This window comes from Alkalispirochaeta alkalica DSM 8900 (assembly GCF_000373545.1).
GTDB lineage: Bacteria > Spirochaetota > Spirochaetia > DSM-27196 > Alkalispirochaetaceae > Alkalispirochaeta > Alkalispirochaeta alkalica.
Genome location: NZ_KB891709.1, coordinates 1 through 16,796 on the forward strand (window position 1 = coordinate 1; position 16,796 = coordinate 16,796).

The following is a 16,796-nucleotide window of genomic DNA, read 5'->3' on the forward strand; positions in this document are numbered from 1 at the left end:
CCGTGGGTACTGATCCCGATGGAGGTGATGGCATGGTCCTGCGCCAGCTCTTCCAGAGTGTCAAGAAACCACTGCCGGATATCCTCCAGGGGCTCCACCTCCACGCCCTCCTGGAGAAGCGTATCAAAATGGCGGTACCGGCGATCCACCACCTTGAGGGTGCTGTCGTAGATCAGAACCTTCTTGTTCGTCTTGCCCACGTCGAATACTGCGATTGCGTCCTTGGCCATGGGGCTATTGTAAACGGTCCTCCTCCTTGCCACAATGAGAAACCATGAAAACCATAACACCCCTGGAAGCGGCGCGGCGGGAGCTGCTTCGCCGTGACCAGGNCCGATGTGGGGAAGGCCACCGCGGATCGAAGGAGACCGGNTATATCGATCTGACCAACAGCAGCTTCGCTGCGGGNGGCNTCTCCTTTCCCGAGCGGTGGTACCGGGCCAGCTGGGAACGGTGGCGCANCCGCCGGGAGTATCGGCCCTCGGGGGCGGGNGATCCTGAAACCCGGCAGGCCGTCGCCCGCTATCTGGAANCCGACGGNCTCCCCACGGGGCCCGACCAGATCCTTCTTACCAGCGGCTCCAGCGTCTCCTACAGTCTGATCTTNCGATACCTTCAGGAGAACGCCCGCCCGCCGGGGGGATCCGGAAGCAACGGAAACTCCAAAAGCACCGGGAGCTCCCGGAGCAGCGGACGTTCCGGGAACAGGGGCCACACCGTGGCGCTCCCCCTGCCGGGTTACCCCCTCCTGGAAGAGGTGGTCACCGCCTCGGGGCTCACTCCCCTGGGGTACCACCTCTCGCCCCGGGAGGGGTTCAGCTGCCTGGCCCCGGCTATNGAGACGGTCCGGCGTCACGCCCCCCTGGCACTGGTCCTGGTCTCACCCAACAACCCCACGGGAGCGATCTACCCCCCGGAAGAACTCCGGGAGCTCCTGAGGGTCTGCTCCGACAGGGGGTGCACGCTCCTCTGCGACGAGGTCTTCAGCTCCTTCCGCCCNCCCGGCGCCGNCCTGCCCCGGCCCGCCGCCTTCGCCGGGGAGAGCGAGCTTCCCCTCTTTACCCTGAACGGCCTCTCCAAACTCTGCGCGGCCCCGGAGATCAAACTGGGATGGATCGCCCTTCACGGAGACTCCCCGGCGGTTGATCGCGCCCGGGAGCACCTCGACACCCTGCACGATACCTACCTCACCGTCTCGGGCTTCGCCGAGGCAGCGGGCACCCTTTTTCTCTCCCCCCAGGCAGCTCCCGACCGGGAACATCTGGCCCGTACCGTCCGGGAGAGGCGGACCCTGGCCCTGGATCTTCTGGGCAGTATCTCCCCTGTCTGGGTGCCCGGGGAGCCCGCTGCCGGGGGAGGAATCCATCTGCCCTTCCGCCTGGAGGCCACCTTCTGCGCCCACCGCTTCGGCACCCTGGACGATCAGGATATCGCCCTGCGGTTTCTGAAGGAAGGGGGAATCTTCCTGCACCCGGGCTATCTCTACGGTCTGGACCGGGCCGTCACGGACGAGCTGGACCCCTGGTTCGTTATAACCTGTCTCAACGGGGACGAGGCTCTCTCGCGGGGACTGCACCGGCTGGAACGGCTTCTCTCGGGGGCCGGAACGACTTGACTTTTTGCTGGATACTGGTAGTTTATTGGTAACAGGAATTGAGAACAGGAGTAATAACTATGCAATTTCAGGAAAATATACGCCCCTACGGCACAGCGGCCGTGGCAGAACGAAGCGTTCTCCGAAACGTCTATATCTGGATGACCCTGGGTCTGGCNGCGGGCACCCTTTTTCTCTCCCCCCAGGCAGCTCCCGACCGGGAACATCTGGCCCGTACCGTCCGGGAGAGGCGGACCCTGGCCCTGGATCTTCTGGGCAGTATCTCCCCTGTCTGGGTGCCCGGGGAGCCCGCTGCCGGGGGAGGAATCCATCTGCCCTTCCGCCTGGAGGCCACCTTCTGCGCCCACCGCTTCGGCACCCTGGACGATCAGGATATCGCCCTGCGGTTTCTGAAGGAAGGGGGAATCTTCCTGCACCCGGGCTATCTCTACGGTCTGGACCGGGCCGTCACGGACGAGCTGGACCCCTGGTTCGTTATAACCTGTCTCAACGGGGACGAGGCTCTCTCGCGGGGACTGCACCGGCTGGAACGGCTTCTCTCGGGGGCCGGAACGACTTGACTTTTTGCTGGATACTGGTAGTTTATTGGTAACAGGAATTGAGAACAGGAGTAATAACTATGCAATTTCAGGAAAATATACGCCCCTACGGCACAGCGGCCGTGGCAGAACGAAGCGTTCTCCGAAACGTCTATATCTGGATGACCCTGGGTCTGGCNATCACCGGAACCGTGGCGCTCTACGTAGCGGGGAANCCCCAGCTCATGCGCNCCATCGTGCTCAACCCGGGGCTCTTCTTTGGNCTCATCATCGCCCAGCTGGTACTGGTCTTCGTGCTCTCGGCNCGGGTNCACGCCATGAGCCCCACGGCAGCGACCCTGGCCTTCGCCGGCTACTCCGTGCTGAACGGGGTAACCCTCTCCACGATCTTTCTGGCCTACACCGCAGCCAGCATCAGTCAGGCCTTCTTTGTTGCCGCCGCAACCTTCGGCGTCCTGAGCTTCTACGCCGTCACAACAAAGCGCGACCTCGGGGGTCTGGGGCAGTACCTCTTTGCCGGCCTCATCGGGCTGATTATCGCATCGGTGGTGAACATGTTTCTGGGGAGCTCTTCCTTCGAGTACGCGATCTCCTTCTTCGGGGTCTTCCTCTTTATGGGCCTCACCGCCTACGACACCCAGATCATCAAGAACTGGAGCCGCCAGCTGGGCAATTCCGCCGATGAGGCCGACTACATGCGGGTCTCCATCATGGGGGCGCTCAAGCTCTACCTGGACTTTATCAACCTCTTCCTCTTCCTCCTGCGGTTCATGGGGAACCGGCGGTAGCCCCCGGAACGTCTCATATCAGGGCCTGCGGATCCCCGCAGGCCCTTTTTTTGTTCATCGGCGGGTTCCGGGGCACACCCCCGCCCGGGACTTCGGCCCGGCCACCGGCCTGCCCGCCCCCACAAACGCAAACGCAGACGCAGACGCAGACGCAGACGCAGACGTAGCCCATCACATCTTGAAAGACTCTTGATATTTCCGGGACGCTCCTCTGACACGGCTCACCTATACTCAGGGCATCACATTTCGAGGAGGACAGAAGATGAAACGTATTATGAAGAAGATGGTTGTTCTGGCTGTGGCAGCATCGGCCCTTACCCTGGCCTTCGCCGCCTGTGAGCCCATCGAAGAGGGCGAGATGGACCAGTTTCCCGCCGAGCAGCCNCTGGACTGATCCCGGAAAAACCGGCGGACACGTACACAAAAGCCCCGCTGCGGCCGAGGAGATCTCTCGCCGGAGCGGGGCTTCCTTCGTTCCGGAAACCACCCCCGGGGGTACCCCTTGGGTCAGTCGATCTTGATTTGCTTCACCGGCCCCAGGCCCTTGATCATGTCGAAGATCTTTCTGATGCTCTGGGTCTCGGAGATACGGCAGATGATCTGGATCTCGGTCTCGCTGGCCTCGACCTCCTCCTGGATGGAGATCTTCTTGACCGCCACGGCCTCGCGCACAGCCTTGGTGATATCCTTGATCACCAGGCTGGTGGAATCGAAGACCACCGTGATAATCCGCATATCCTGACGAACCAGAAAGAGATCCTCGATCCGCTCCATGATATGGAGATTAAAGAAGAGCAGCACCGTCATGCACAGCCCCAGAAGGTAGAAGCCCGCGCCAAAGACAAGACCCACCACCGAGATGGTCCAGATCGTGGCTGCCGTGGTGAGACCCCGCACGTTAAACCCGAACTTGAGGATCGCTCCCCCTCCCAGAAAACCGATCCCGCTGATCACCTGGGCGGCCATGCGCCCCGGGTCACCACCCATGGCGGCGTCGGCAAAACGGAGCGGAATAAGCTGGGACAGGAGCATCACCCCGCAGGCACCCAGGGCCAGAATCATGTGGGTTCTCATCCCTGCGGGCTGGTTGCTCCAGGCCCGTTCCAGCCCCACCACCATCCCCGCCAGGAGGGCAAAGCCCAGGCGCATCAGCATAACCCAGNCCGAGGTGATGGGNACGTTCAGAATCGGATCAAGCATTGGATCTGTTAGCATGAACCAATTCTAGACGATCCGCCTGGCCTCGTCTATGAAGCTGTGTCGCGCCCCTAGCGCTGCACCATGCGACGCCCCTCGTAGAAGAGGGTGATCGTCCCCGTGGATTCCGAGAGGCAGATCGACAATACATCAGCCTCGGCGGTTATCCCCAGGGCAGCGGCGTGGCGTGCGCCCAGGCCGGNNTCCATCTCCCCCGGGTCCGGTTTCCCCGAGAGGTGCATTCCGGCNGCCCGGATCGTGCCNTCCCCGGAAACCAGGAAGGCTCCGTCGATCTTGGCCAGCTCCTTCACCGTCTCGGCCAGACTGGGATCGAGAATATTCCGCGCCTCCCGGGGATGGCCCGCGAAGGGGTTCAGGATCATCTGCTGGGTGTGCTGATCCAGCCGGGGATCGTCGCCGATCACGATGATCGTGCCCTGGGGTTTGCCTTCCCTCCCCTGAAGCGCCAGCTCCGCCGCCAGATGGAGCGCCCGGATCACCACTTCCAGCAGGACACCCCGGGGCAAGTGGGCAGGAGAGAGCCCCCGGGGAACCTTGAGCTCCCGCGCNACATCGACCAGCCGCACCGCATCGAGNCCCCCCTGGTCGTGTCGCCCCGATACGAGGATAACCTCGCTCCCGGCATTGACGAGCCCCGTGGCGATCAGGGGAAGCAGGGCCAGTGTGGCCAGCCCCCGNCCGTCCTCGGGAAACCGTTCCGTGGGGATAATGCGCAGGGGCGAATCCTCCTGGAGGGGGACCGGCCCCACAAGAATCGTCCGTTCCGCCAGGGGAGGTTCGGCAAGAACCCCCAGGAGCTTCACGATTCGGGGGTTGGACAGGGCCACCACCAGGGGGTTGCGGGGTAGCACCCGGGCAAGCTCGGCGGCGTGTTCCACCGTGGCAGCCGTGACGGTGAGGGTCCTGACCGTTACGGGAGAGATCTCCTCGTCGCCCCCGCACAGAAGCATCCTGGCCGCCCGGGGTGATCGAGCCGAGACCAGCGCCTCCACCACCCCCTGGCCCTGCAGGCGCCGCGCAACAGCGGCCATCACCGACAAATGATCCCTGTCAGGCCCCACCATGAGCGTCACCAGCCGTACCGGGGGCTCCCGCCCGTCCCAATCGACGCCGGAGGGGCACAACCCCAGGGCAATCACCGTCTCCCCCGGCTCATCCCGGATCGCATGGGGCATGGCAACNTCGTCGGACACACGGCTCGAAAGAGAGCCCTCCCGCTCCAGCACCGCCTGGAGCACCTCCTCCGCAGGAAGCGAGATCTGACGGGCCGTCTCTTCCACCAGATCCTGGAGCACCTGATCCCGCGAGAGGGGCGGCGAGTANAATCGCACCACCGCCGGAGAGGGAACGCCCGTCACGACACACCTCCCCGAGGTCTGCGGAGGTAGACCCGAGCCTCCCAGGGTCTGAGGACCCCCCGCTCCCCTGGAGCTGAATAGTTGCCCAGGGCCAGAGTCGCCCCCTCCCCGGCCAGATCACCCTCGGCCCCGGAAGGGAGCTCCTCCTGTGATCCCGAGAGGTTTACCCAGATAACCGCCCCCTCCGGACCCTGGCCGGACTGTGGGCCCTGGCCGGACTGTGGGCCCTGGCCGGACTGGAAGCGCTCGCCGGACTGCGCGCGCTCGCCCCCGGGATCCCGGCAGGGCGCGAGATCCCGGCTAAAACCGAAAAGCGGCGATTCCTCATCCACGGGAAACAGGGAGAACCCTCCCCGGCGCAGAACCTCGCACTCCCTCCGGAGCGCCAGGAGCCTCCGGAAAAAAGCAAGAACTGACCCCCGGGCCCCCTCCGCCCCCTGGACTTGGGCGTTCCACCGGGGATAATCGGGGTTTGGAGGAAACCAGGCTTCGCCCCGGGTGAAGCCTGCCTGCTCCTCCGGAGACCACTGGAAGGGAGTCCGTCCATTATCCCGCGCCTCGTGGCGAACCCGCTCGAAGGCGCTCGCCCTGTCCATCCCCCCGGCGCAGAGCGCCTCCAGGGCGTTGATACTCTCGATATCCTGAAGCTCCCCCGGTGAGGTCAGGGGATAATTGGCCATGGCGATCTCGTCACCCTGATAGATGATGGGCGTTCCCCGCTGGAGATAAAATGCCGTGGCCAGGGCCGTCGCGCTCTCGTAGCGGAACTCCCGGGGATCGCCAAAGCGGGAAACCACCCGGGGCTGGTCGTGGTTCGAAAGGTACAGACTGGGCCAGGAGGGCTCCTGAAGAACCTCCTGCCACCGGGCCGTGACCNGGCGCAAGGCCGATATGCGCAGGGGCCGGGGGTCCCAGCGCCCGCCGGGCCCGTGATCAACGGCGAGATGATCGAAGAGCAGCACCATGTCCAGGGCGCGGTCCTCGGGCCCTCCGCCGGTATAGGCCCGGGCCGCCTCGGGAGATATCCCCGGGGTCTCGCCAACCAGGAGAATCTCCCCCCCGTTCTGTCTGCCCCGGGAAATCGCCTGGCGGAACTCCCGGAGCCAGGGCAAAACCTCGGGACCGTCGATAAAATAGCCCCCGGGAGATTCTCCGGGAGGCAGCGAGGGCAGCCCCTGCCGCTTCGAGATCAGGTTGATCACATCCATGCGGAACCCCGCCACCCCGCGATCAAGCCAGAACCGGGCCACCCCGGCCAGGGCCTCCCGCACCGCAGGGTTCTCCCAGTTCAGATCGGGCTGCTGAGCCGCAAAGAGATGCAGGTAATACTGACCGCGCCGGGGACACCAGGTCCAGGCGGGGAGACTGAAAAAGCCCCGCCAGTTATTGGGCAGCCCCCCCTCGGGCGGGGCATCGCGCCAGATATACCAGTCGCCGCAGGGCCCCCGGGGATCCTCCCGGGACGAGACAAACCAGGGATGCTGATCACTGGTGTGGTTAAAGACCAGATCCAGCAATACCCTGATCCCCCGCCCGTGGGCGGCTTCAAGGAGCTCGTCCATATCAGCCAGGGTGCCAAAGAGCGGATCGATATCGCAGTAGTCGCTGATATCGTAGCCGTTATCCACCTGGGGAGAGGGGAAAACCGGCCCCATCCAGATCGCTTCAACCCCCAGATCCTGCAGGTAAGGGAGCNTNCCGGTGATTCCCCGGAGATCCCCCAGACCGTCACCGTTGGTATCGTGAAAGCTGCGGGGATAGATATGGTAGATTGCACCATCGTGCCACCAGGACTGTCCTGTCATGGGGGTAATTCAAGCAGGAAAACCCCTCAGGAACAAGCCCGCCAATGAACAAAAAGAGCCGCCCCCCCGGAAAACTTCCGGAGCGACGGCCCGCAGTCGGCCAGCAGGAAATCTGCTGTGGTTTTCGTCNGAACGGTACCAGGGAGGCTTACTCTTCCCCGGCACCTCCAGCCTTGGCGTCGTCCTCCCTGATCATCTTGAAGAAGGACAGCGCCACCAGAATCAGCACACCCATGAGCGGAAAGGCCGCCACAATCGAGGTGGTCTGCAGGGGCTGCAGGGCGTTAAAGAGAAGCAGCGAGACCGAGATCGATCCCAGCACCAGGGCCCAGAAGAAGGAGTTCCAGCGAGCGGGCTCGTCTTCTTCTTTCAGCTCCTTGGTACACACCGAGGCCAGGGTAAAGGCGATCGTGGTCTGGCCGGTAACCATGGAGATGAAAGCCAGGAGCACAAAGGCTGCCAGAACGATCGATCCCAGGGGAGCGGCGGCAACGCTCTCTACGATGGCCCAGGAAACGCCCACGTTTTCAAAAATCTCGATCACGTTCAGGGCAGGTCCGGAAAAGGACTCGGGCCGGGTTGCACTCAGATAGAGCCCCATGGAGTGATTTCCAAGGATCGCGAAGAAGATCCAGGACCCCAGGGTTCCCCAGAAGACAGAACCCAGCACGGTCTGGCGGATCGTGCGGCCCCGGGAAATCTTGGCGATATAGAGCCCCATGGCAGGAGCGTAAACAACCCACCANGCCCAGTAGAAGACCGTCCACCACTGGGGATGCTTGGACTGTCCCACCGCGTCGGTCCAGAAGCTCATGATCATGAAGTTCTGGAAGATCGTTCCCACGGCGGAGGTGGTGTGGTTCACGATGAAGAGGAAGTGCCCGCCGAAGAAGAGCAGGAATCCCAGCACACCAAAGGCCAGATAGATGTTCAGGTCCGACATGCGGCGAATACCCCGCTCCAGGCCAAAGAGCAGGGTGAAGCCGATGCTCAGGGTCCAGGTGGTGATCACGATGATCTCCAGGGTCTGGGTATGCTCCAGCCCCGTGAGCTTGCAGATACCCGCCGTGAGCATGGGCGTTCCCAGCCCCATGGAGGTGGTGACACCACCGATCAGACCGAACATGAAGAAAATATCGATCGCCTTACCGATGGGCCCGTCCACGCGGTCCCCCAGGATACCCCGGGTTGCCTCGGAGAGACGGAGAATCGGCTTCTTCTTCACGTGGTAGGCGTAGGCGATGGCGATGGAAACCACGGCGTACATCGCCCAGGCGGTGAAACCCCAGTGGAACATACCGTAGGCCGAGGCCAGCTCGGCGGCCTGCCAGGAGCCCACCTCAGCACCCAAGGGCGGAGCCTGCCAGAAATAAATCCACTCGATCATTCCCCAGTAGAGCAGGGAAGAACCGGTGCTGGCGGTGAAGATCATACCGATCCAGGAGAAGGTGGAAAAATCGGGCTTGTCCTGCTCGTTGCCGAGTTTGCGCTTTCCGTATTTCCCCAGAATCAGGTAGAGGGCACTNCCAAAGGCGGCCAGGGTAAACCATACGTAGGTCCAGCCCAGATCATCGGTCATGTACGTGAAGACCGCATTGAGTTTCACCAGACTGTCTTCGGGGTTGATCACAAAATAGACCGCCAGAAACAGCGTAATCGCCACAGAAGGGATAAAGACAACCTTATCAACCTTCGGTCCCTTAAATGCATCCAACAAAATTACACTCTCCTTTTTGTGTGTGATATATCGAAAGCCTTCCTGGGAAGACGTGCTTTCCCCAATCCACGGGCCATCAGCCCGGATCGTCCTGATTCAGCCAGGCCCCGGCCTCCCCGGGGAGGTCCGAGAAGATCCCGTCCAGCCCCAGCCCGGCCAGTTCCCGGGCGCGGTCCGCCTGGTTCACCGTATAGGCAAAGACCTTCACCCCCCGCTCCTGCGCACCCTGAACCAGCTCCCGGCTCACGTACTCCTCGGCCCAGTGCAGACTGAAGGGCGCTATCCCCTGGGACTCCAGATACCGCCAGGGCTCCAGAATGTTGGCGTAGAAGAGCGCCCCGATCGGGGCTTCGGGATCGAGCCGGTGCAGGCGCTGCAGAACCAGATGGTCGAAGGACGAATAGAGGACGCTCTCCTGCCGCCCCTCGCGAGCCACCAGTTCCAGCAGGGACTCCTCGATGATTCCCTGATGGCAGGGATGATTTTTCACTTCCACGTTTATCAAAACCGACGGGGGAACGAGGTGAAAGACCTCCTGCAAGGTGGGCACGGTCTGACCGGAAAAATCCTGGTGGAACCAGCTCCCGCAATCGGCCGCCCTGACCTCCTCCAGGGTGAGATCCTTGATAAACCCCTTCTGGTCCGTGGTCCGGTCCAGCGTAAGATCGTGGCACACCACCAGCTCCCGGTCCCTGGTCATCTGCACGTCCAGTTCGATCGCGCGGGCTCCCTGGTCCAGGGCGGTCTGAAAGGCCACAAGGCTGTTCTCGGGAGCATTTCGGGATGCTCCCCGATGGGCAAAGACGGTCACGGCAACAAACTCCTCATGAACGGTTGATATATTGCAGGCTGACTCACAGATGGTGCTTCACAGATGAAAGATCAATCGGCAACTCCCGATTTAACACCCCTTTTCACGGCCTGTCAAACACTTTTTTCATTTTTATTTCAGTAATAATTTCTTCGGCCTCTAAATATCAGAATCGGGAGCGGCAGAATCCGGAGAGCGCCATCCAGAAACGTCGGGCAACAGCGACAAAACGAGGGTAATAATTGATGAAATTNATTTATTTTTACCCTTTCGCACCTGGCTGCACACCGCGATCTGACCACCGTGTCTCTTTATCATACAAACACACAGCGATTTACTACCCTTTGTTAGTGTCATAATCATTTTAAACTACCGACCGTTAGTTTTGTTTGCCCGAAACCCTTGCAGAAGCGTCCCCGATAGCCCATACTGGACTCGTCCCATGGAGAAAGACCGGTCCAGAACACAACAGGCCATCCTCTTTGCATCGATCCGGCTCTTTGCCCGCCACGGCTACGGCAGAACATCCCTCGCAGCGATCGCCCGGGCCGTGGGCATACAGAAACCCTCCATCTATAACCACTACCAGGGAAAGGACGATATCCTCCAGGATATTTTCGATTTCTTCCTGAGCACCTCCCAGCTTCCCTCGGAACCGGAGGAGATGCTCTCCCGACGCGCGGCCCACTGCCTCCACGGCACCCCCGCCTCGGTCACCCCGGCTACGGCCCTCNTGACGGAGCTGATCGAGTGGTACCTCCACGACACGGACGACCCCCTCCTCTCCGATGCCTGGATCATGCTTCTGTCGGAGCAGTTTCTGAACAATCAGGCGGCGCAGATCGTTCTGCAGATTACGGAGCAGTTCGTGGAGTTTTTCCGGGTCACCTTTCTCTGGATGCACCGCCAGGGCATGCTCCCCGACATATCTCACCCGGAGCAGCTGGGAGAGACCTTCGGCTACGCGATTCACGGGTTTCACATCGAATATATTCTCCGCCGCCACCACGAGATGCCCAGCGGCGAGATCCGCGCCCGCATGCGCAGCCTGGCCGTTCAGTTCGGCGCCGGAGTGGACCTCGTTCCCGATCCCGCAGTATCCTGATACCCTATGGTTCTGAACCCCCTGGAGAAAGAGGCCCGGGAGTACCGCTACCTGGGCATCAGCGCCCTGGAAGCCCTCTGGGGTCTCCCTGCGGGAACCCCGGCGACGCTGGAAACGACGGCTACCCTGCCGGAGCTCGCCCGGATCTTCCCGGATATCACCTTTCCCGGCCTCCCCTTCTGGGATGTTCTGGTACAACACCAGGGCCGGGAGCTCCTCATCCGCAGCGCCGACTCCGACGGCGACGGCCTCGCTCCGCAGCACCCCCTGCTCCGCTTCGCCTGGGAGCCCGGGCGCAAACGCTTTCTGGACCCGGACGATCTCTATCCGCTCCTGAAGGAGGCCCGGAGGNGATCACCCCGGGACCCGCTCCCCCTGGAAGATCTGGAGGACCCTCTGGAAGCGGCCCTGCTCTGCGCAACCTTTCCCTTTGTTCCGGCCCCGGCGCCCGAACCCTGGAAGGAAGACCCCNCGCTGCCCGAGGCCTTCCACCGGTTGCTCCTCTCGCGAATCGTCACGGGGTCACGGGCCTGGGCGGGGCTCGAGATTCTGCGGCGCTCGGGCTATCTGGCGACGGTGTTGCCCGAACTGGATCGGATGAATGGCACGGAGCACAGCAAGGAGGGGCATCCCGAGGGGAACGTCTGGCGACACACCCTGGAGACCTTTCGATATCAGAAGAGCCCCGACCTGCTGGTGAGTCTGGCCCTGCTTTTTCATGACTCGGGGAAGCCCCTGGCCAGGCCCCGCGANGGCCGCCGCTTCGACGGCCACGCCGAACTGGGTGCCCGCGTCGCGGCAAACGCCCTGGGGCGGCTGGGNTTTTCCCGGGACCTGATCGACAAGACAACCTGGCTTGTCCGGTATCACATGATTCCNGGAGCCCTGGAATCGCTCCCCGACCATCGCCGGGACCCGCTCATGGCGTCGCCCCTCTTTCCGCAGCTACTGGAACTCTACCGCTGCGACCTGAGCTCATCCTTCCGGGGCCCCGAAGGCTACTATCANGCCTGCACCCGCTACCGCCGGTTTCTGAAGAAGAGCAGAAACCGTCAGNTCAACGGGGTCCCCCGGGGCTCCCGCGCCTAGCAAAAACGGTTCAGGAGTTCCCGTGCCAGGGCTTCCCGGGTGTTTTCCACCAGAACCGACCGCTTGGGCTGTTCCAGGAGCCGGGCCAGCCGCTCGGGCAGGGGCGGTTCCACNCCCAGGGCATCGCGGCTCACCTCGACAAACTTGGCGGGATGAGCCGTGGCCAGGGGAACCACCAGGGTATCCTCGCCCTGATCCTCCTGGAGATACTCCCGGGCCGCCAGGACCCCCGTGGCGGTGTGGGGGCAGATGAGCTCTCCCCGCTTTTCGTAGACATCCTTCATCACGGCCTGGATCTCCTGGTCCGAGACGGAGCGGGCCGAGATAAGCCCCGCCATGGCCTGGGCAGACCCAAAAAGCCGCTCCATGCGCTCGAAGTTGCTGGGGTTCCCCACGTCCATGGCGTTGGCCAGGGTCTGTACCGAGGGNCGGGGCGTAAAGACCCCACTTTGGAGGAACTGGGGCACCACGTCGTTGGCGTTGGTGGCGGCGATAAAGGACGAGACGGGCATTCCCCAGCGCCAGGCCAGNAGCCCCGCCGTGAGGTTCCCGAAGTTACCGCTGGGNACGCAGAAGACCAGCTCCCGTCCGGCGTAGTCCTTGAGCTGGGANAAGGCCCAGATATAGTAAAAACTCTGGGGAATCAGCCGTCCCACGTTGATGCTGTTGGCCGAGGTGAGGCAGATTCGCCCCGTCAGCTCGGGGTCGGCGAAGGCCTCCTTGACCATGCGCTGGCAGTCATCGAAGGAGCCCTTCACCTCCAGGGCNGTGATGTTCTCGCTGGGCGCCGTGAGCTGCTTCTCCTGAAGGGGGCTCACCCGTCCCGAGGGATAGAGAATCACCACATCGATGTTCTGGCGGCCCTGAAAGGCCTGGGCCACGGCGCTCCCCGTGTCGCCACTGGTGGCGGTGAGGATCACCGTCCGTTCGGCGGGAACCGCCTGACCGCCGCGCTGAAGCTCCCACTCCATGGCCGCGGCCAGAAACCCCGCGCCGAAGTCCTTGAAGGCGCAGGACGGGCCGTGAAAGAGCTCCAGGAGCCTCATGCCCGGTTCCAGGCGCTTCAGGCGGGGCTCGAAGGGAAAGGCCCTCCGGGCCAGCTCCCGGGCCGTCTCGGCGGTGTGATCGTCTCCAAAGAGCCCCTGGATCATCGCTCCCGCGCAATCCAGAAAGGAGGCATCCTCGCCCAGGCTGCGGATAAGCGCCCGCAGGTCCGGTTCCTCCACGGGGTGATAGAGCCCCCCGTCGGGGGCGATCCCCTGAAAGAGTGCCTCGGCAAAGGATACGGCCGGCCCCCCGGGGTTTCGTGTACTTGTAAATTTCATAGCCTCTCCTGATTATCGCGTGATTATCGCCTGCTCCGAACCTCGCCGGATTTCGCCCCGNGGACCAGACCCCTGGTTCGAGCCTTATTCGGAAAAAAAGGCATCGTGGACGACGTTCAGGGCCGCCTTGCGGTCTTCCCGGTTGATAACAAAGGAAATATTCATCTCGCTCGACCCCTGGGCGATGGCCAGGACGTTCAACCCCGAGTCCCCCAGGGCGCTGAAGAGCTTCCCCGCGATCCCCGGGTGGCCCCGCATCATCGCCCCGATCACAGCGATGATCTCCAGGCTGGGCTGTTCCTCGAACTGTTCGATCCGGCGACTCTCCAGCTCCGGACGGAGCTCCTGCCGCAGAAACTCGCAGGCCCGGTGCAGTTCCGTTTCACGCACGCAGAGACAGATACTGTGCTCGCTCGAAGCCTGGGAGATCATGATCACGTTCACCTCGGCCCGGGCCAGGGCCCCAAAAACGCGGGAAGCGATCCCGGGAATCCCCAGCATGCCCCCCCCCTGAACATTGATGAGGGCCACATTCTCGATAGAGGCGATCCCCGTGATGGTATGGTCCGTCTCGGGAGACTCCCGGGTGATCCTCGTTCCCCGGGCCCCGGGGTTCAGGGTGTTCTTGATCCACAGGGGAATATGGCGCTCCACCGAGGGGATCATGGTATAGGGATGGATCACCTCGGCCCCGAAATAGGAGAGTTCCATGGCCTCCTGCAGGCTCAGGTCGGGAATCACAAAGGCCTTTTCCACGTAGCGGGGATCGGCGCTCATCACCCCGTCCACATCGGTCCAGATCTCCACAGCCGAGGCCGCCATGGCCGCACCCACCAGGGCGGCGGTATAGTCGGAACCGTTCCGGCCCAGGGTGGTGGTCACCCCCTGGGGTGTGGCCGCGATAAACCCCGTGATAACCGGGATCCCTGTTACACCGTGCAACCGGCCCGCGATGGCCTGGGAGGTTCGGGAACTCTCCACCAGGGCGCTGCCGTGGTTCTCGTCGGTGACGATCATCTCCCGGGCGTCCACCCACTCGGCCGGGGTACCCCGGGAGGTGAGATAGGCGGCGATCACGGGACAGCTCAAACGCTCGCCAAAACTCACCACCAGNTCCCGGGTCCGGGGCGAGCACTCCCGCACCAGGCTCACGCCGTGGAGCAGCTCCGAGAGCTCTTCCAGAAGGTTCTCCACAAGGTCGGCGGTACCGCCCGTATCGCCCGGGGGAACCAGCTCCCGCACCACCTGCTCGTGACGGCTCCGCAGATCCCGGAGTATATCCCGGTACGCCCCCTGCCCATCCTGAGCCAGATCGGCTGCCTCCAGGAGGCTGTTGGTTACCCCCTTCATGGCAGAAAAGACCAGCGCCACAGGCCCCTCCTGGGCCGCCTGGCATACAATCTCCCCAACGGCCCTGATCCGGTCCGCATCGGCCACAGAACTGCCGCCAAATTTCATTACTCTCATAACGCCCCTACTGTATGCGGGCCGTGGCGATCGGTGCAAGTAGACCCCGGTACGCAGACCCCCGGAGAAGCCTCCNGGACAATTGACAGCTCCCCGACATTTCCGCAAGGATGGGGCCATGTACAANTACATTATCGACGGCGGATTCCCCCTGAGCGGGACAATCCGGGCCAGCGGCAACAAGAACGCCGCCCTCCCCTGCATAGCCGCCACACTCCTCACGGACGAAGAAGTCATCCTCAGNAACGTCCCCGAGATCGAGGACGTCCATGTCATGGCAGAAATACTCCGCTCCATCGGCGCAGCGGCAGCCCCCGAGTCCCCCCCGTCTCCCGGGACGGAGAGCACCGGGGTCTGGCGGTTCTGCGCACAGGGGCTGGCCACCTCCAGCATCTCCCCCGAGATGGCCAGCAAGATTCGCGCATCCATCCTCTTTGCCGGGCCCCTGCTGGCCCGCACCGGCTCGGTCACCCTGCCCCCCCCGGGGGGNGACGTGATCGGCCGCCGCCGTCTGGACACGCACTTTCTCGCCCTGGAGGGGCTGGGCGCCCAGGTAAAGACGGAAGGTGCCTTTATTCTCCAGAGCAATAAACTGGTGGGGGAAGAACTCTTCCTGGACGAGGCCTCGGTGACGGCCACGGAGAACGCCATCATGGCCGCTGTCACCGCCGAGGGCGAGACGGTGATCGAGAACGCCGCCAGCGAACCCCACGTGCAGGACCTCTGTCACCTCCTGAACGCCATGGGAGGGCAGATCAGCGGTATCGGCTCCAACATCCTGCGCATCACCGGGGTCCCCCGGCTTCACGGCGCAGACTACACCCTGGGCGCGGATTTCATGGAGGTGGGCAGCTTTATCGGCCTCGCTGCGGTAACCCACAGCGACATCACCATCAGCCAGGTCAACCCCAAACAACTCAGGATGATCCGCCTGGCCTTTGCCAAGCTGGGCATCCGCTGGGACACCCAGGGAACGGACCTGCACGTCCCGGCCCGGCAAGCCCTGCGGGTGGTCCCCGACCTGGGAGGCATGATCCCCAAGATCGACGACAGTCCCTGGCCGGGGTTCCCCCCCGATCTGACCAGCATCATGACCGTCGTGGCAACCCAGGTGGACGGCACCGTCCTGATCCACGAAAAAATGTTCGAGTCCCGCATGTTTTTTGTGGACAAGCTGATCGGCATGGGGGCACGCATCGTCCTCTGCGACCCCCACCGGGCCGTGGTGAGCGGTCCCGCCCGATTGAGCGGCTCCACCCTGACCTCCCCCGATGTGCGGGCCGGCATGGCCATGGTGATCGCTGCGCTCTGCGCCGAGGGCAAGAGCGTGATCCGCAACGTCTATCAGATCGAACGGGGCTACGAGCACCTCACCAGGCGTCTCCGGGCCCTGGGAGCCCGGATCGAACGGGTAACGGTGGCCGACTAACCCTCAGGACTCCCGGGAATCCCGGTCATCGCCGGTGCTGTCCCGGGAGTCCCCCCCATCCCGGAACCTGACCTGGTCGCGCAGGGTCTCGTAGGCTCCCCGCACGCGGACAAAGGCCTCCTGCAGCGCCTGTTGCCGGGCCGGGTCCAGACACCCCGCCCCGTCGGGGTGGAGGTTCGTGGCCAGCGCGCGGTAGGCGCTGCGGATCTCGGCCCACCCCGCCCGGGGGGAGACCCCGAGAAGGCGGCAGCTGTCGGGGTCGAGCGCGGAGAGCTCGCGCTCCAGCTCCTGCCGGGCCGGATCGGGGAGCTCCCGGGCGATCTGGCGGAGCAGGTCCCGCTGTTCCGCCCCGGGAACACCGCCTCCCCCCGGCGAGGAGGCCCGGGCAAGGCCGCAGAGAAACCGCACAAGCCGGGGAGCCCCCCCGGCGGAGACGATCTCCACCTCTTCTGCCCGGACCCACCGGCACAACCGGACCGCATCCAGGCTCCGGCAGCGCAGGAGATTACCCTCAATCAGCACCCTGCGCG

13 protein-coding genes are annotated in these 16,796 nt (G+C 63.4%); 4 read left to right on the top strand and 9 right to left on the bottom strand.

Going from position 1 to position 16,796, the window contains the following annotated elements:
• A partial coding sequence (locus B071_RS16680; RefSeq protein WP_040587888.1) for a hypothetical protein occupies positions 1-230 on the bottom strand: 230 nt, incomplete at its 3' end.
• A gap of 44 nt (positions 231-274) precedes the next feature.
• Here B071_RS16680 and B071_RS0108350 point away from each other — a divergent pair.
• Positions 275-1,615, top strand: a complete 1,341-nt coding sequence (locus B071_RS0108350; RefSeq protein ID WP_018526648.1) for an aminotransferase class I/II-fold pyridoxal phosphate-dependent enzyme — start codon at positions 275-277, stop codon at positions 1,613-1,615.
• 619 nt (positions 1,616-2,234) lie between these two features.
• Positions 2,235-2,942, top strand: a complete 708-nt coding sequence (locus B071_RS0108360) for a Bax inhibitor-1/YccA family protein (RefSeq protein ID WP_018526650.1) — start codon at positions 2,235-2,237, stop codon at positions 2,940-2,942.
• Positions 2,943-3,449: 507 nt separating this feature from the next.
• On the opposite strand, the gene B071_RS0108370 is transcribed toward B071_RS0108360, so the two are convergent.
• The 5 genes from B071_RS0108370 to B071_RS16695 form a co-directional block, all read right to left on the bottom strand.
• Positions 3,450-4,157, bottom strand: coding sequence for an MgtC/SapB family protein (locus B071_RS0108370; protein ID WP_083914701.1), 708 nt, complete (start codon positions 4,155-4,157; stop codon positions 3,450-3,452).
• A gap of 53 nt (positions 4,158-4,210) precedes the next feature.
• A complete protein-coding gene (locus B071_RS18445; RefSeq protein WP_018526653.1) occupies positions 4,211-5,518 on the bottom strand; it encodes a diadenylate cyclase in 1,308 nt (435 codons plus the stop codon).
• Positions 5,515-7,323, bottom strand: a complete 1,809-nt coding sequence (locus tag B071_RS16690) for an alpha-glucosidase (RefSeq protein WP_018526654.1) — start codon at positions 7,321-7,323, stop codon at positions 5,515-5,517. Before B071_RS16690 ends, B071_RS18445 begins: the two co-directional genes overlap by 4 nt.
• Positions 7,324-7,471: 148 nt before the next feature.
• Positions 7,472-9,040: a BCCT family transporter gene (locus B071_RS0108385; protein ID WP_157703096.1), complete on the bottom strand. Its 1,569-nt coding sequence runs from the start codon at positions 9,038-9,040 to the stop codon at positions 7,472-7,474.
• Between the two features lie 76 nt (positions 9,041-9,116).
• Positions 9,117-9,851: a glycerophosphodiester phosphodiesterase gene (locus tag B071_RS16695; protein WP_018526656.1), complete on the bottom strand. Its 735-nt coding sequence runs from the start codon at positions 9,849-9,851 to the stop codon at positions 9,117-9,119.
• A gap of 442 nt (positions 9,852-10,293) precedes the next feature.
• Here B071_RS16695 and B071_RS0108395 point away from each other — a divergent pair, with 442 nt between their 5' ends.
• A complete protein-coding gene (locus tag B071_RS0108395; protein WP_018526657.1) occupies positions 10,294-10,956 on the top strand; it encodes a TetR/AcrR family transcriptional regulator in 663 nt (220 codons plus the stop codon).
• A 1,085-nt stretch (positions 10,957-12,041) separates the two neighbouring features.
• Here B071_RS0108395 and thrC read toward each other — a convergent pair.
• Positions 12,042-13,370, bottom strand: a complete 1,329-nt coding sequence (gene thrC, locus B071_RS0108405) for a threonine synthase (RefSeq protein ID WP_018526659.1) — start codon at positions 13,368-13,370, stop codon at positions 12,042-12,044.
• Between the two features lie 84 nt (positions 13,371-13,454).
• Positions 13,455-15,074, bottom strand: a complete 1,620-nt coding sequence (locus tag B071_RS0108410; RefSeq protein ID WP_438829663.1) for an aspartate kinase — start codon at positions 15,072-15,074, stop codon at positions 13,455-13,457.
• On the opposite strand from B071_RS0108410, the gene murA reads away from it, so the two are divergent.
• On the top strand, positions 14,956-16,266 hold the full coding sequence (gene murA, locus B071_RS0108415) for a UDP-N-acetylglucosamine 1-carboxyvinyltransferase (protein WP_018526661.1): 1,311 nt from the start codon (positions 14,956-14,958) through the stop codon (positions 16,264-16,266). The two genes, B071_RS0108410 and murA, sit on opposite strands and share 119 nt — an antisense overlap.
• 3 nt (positions 16,267-16,269) lie before the next feature.
• Here murA and B071_RS19105 read toward each other — a convergent pair whose 3' ends face one another.
• A complete protein-coding gene (locus B071_RS19105; protein WP_018526662.1) occupies positions 16,270-16,788 on the bottom strand; it encodes a J domain-containing protein in 519 nt (172 codons plus the stop codon).
• Between the last annotated feature and the right edge of the window lie 8 nt (positions 16,789-16,796).